Below are 1,372 nucleotides of genomic sequence, written 5' to 3'. Positions count from 1 at the left end.
CCCTCAACGCCTTCGCCATCACCTTCGAAGGCCGCCTCACCCCGACCACCCGATAACCAATCAAGATCGAGTTACACCGTTAACTGGACAGACCCACGCCGGGGCCGGACGGAAACACTGTCTGCACCGGGCCGCCGTCACGCCGCTGACGATCTGTCGGCAGGGGCTTGTTCGGGGCTGGCAGTGCACGTCTTCATCCGGCGTCTTGATCGCGAGGTCAAGAGTGTTCAGGTCGTAGGGCGCGCCTGGTCGTTGCTCGGTGACGTAGCGGTCCGGAACTTTGATCACCAGTTTCCGGGTGCAGAGCGGGTTGACTCCCAGGGCGGCGGCATTGCAACGGCGTTGAATCCTGACGTCGGTCACGGCGCCGACCCAGGTCACGCTGAGCGGGCGTGCGAGACACCGGCCGCTGCCATCGTGAGTCATCGTCACAGCCCCTGCCTCTCAGCCAAGACCTGGCTGAGAGGCAGGCGCGTCGCTTGTGGGCTCGCGAGCGGACCCGCCTGGCTGACGCACCGCCCGCTGCGCAAGCCGCCCCCGGGAAAGCGCGTCGTCGCGGCAACGCACGTCAAGCCCGACGCCCGGGCGATCGGGATGACCTCAGCCATCCTTAAGATCATTCCTTAGCGTATGTTTTCTCTTCACTGTTCATCAAGGGCCGAAGTGAGCTTGTCGACGCCGGGGGCGTAGGCGGTCATCCAGTGCGGATGCAGCCGGTAGTAGACCACGTCGTTGTCCCAGTCGGAGAAGTCGCCGTAGAAATCCTTGAAGTAGGCGAGCAGGTCCGGCCAGTCCTCGGCCGGTTCGCTGTCCTCAGGGTTGAGGATCTCCACCGTGCCATGGGTGAACACGCCCAGGTCCTCACCGCGCATGTGCGCGGCGCTGACGGCGGGGCGGGCGGCCAGGTGGCGGGCCTTGGCGGCGCCACGCGCCGTGCCGAAGTGCCACTTGCCGTGCAGGAAGTGCCCGTCCACACCGCTGATCCGCGGCTCGCCCTTTGCCGTCACGGTGGACAGGGCGAGGGTGCACATCCCGGTCAGGATCCGGGTGAGCTGCTCTGCGGTCAGGGTGTTCTCGGTGACGATCGAGCGGAGGTGCAAAGTAGAGCGGGAAAGGGAGGCTTCGAGGAGAGCCTGAAGTTCCTTGAGCTCCTCGGGGGTTTCGCGCATTGAGGTCCTTGTCCATCTGTGGCCCCGGTCCACACTCACATCGGCGCTGACCGGTGAACCGATGATCGCTCTAAAACCCGACGCCTTGTGTCATGTTTTTCGGCCGTCCTAAGAGCTGCTAACGCAATGAGTTGAGGCGACGCCAGCAGATCAGGGCACAGCCGAGGCTGAGGAAGGCTTCGTGGATGTCGTCGCGGACTTCC

At 64.7% G+C, this 1,372-nt stretch carries 1 protein-coding gene; it reads right to left on the bottom strand.

The features are described 5' to 3' along the window. Nucleotides 1-641 precede the first annotated feature (641 nt). Nucleotides 642-1,169, bottom strand: a complete 528-nt coding sequence (locus ACZ6RT_RS37525) for a pyridoxamine 5'-phosphate oxidase family protein (protein ID WP_470158882.1) — start codon at nt 1,167-1,169, stop codon at nt 642-644. Nucleotides 1,170-1,372 lie beyond the last annotated feature (203 nt).

This window comes from Streptosporangium sp. NPDC050148, assembly GCF_055586505.1.
The sequence above is the reverse complement of the archived record's forward strand: the minus strand, read 5'-3'. Positions and strand labels throughout refer to the sequence as shown.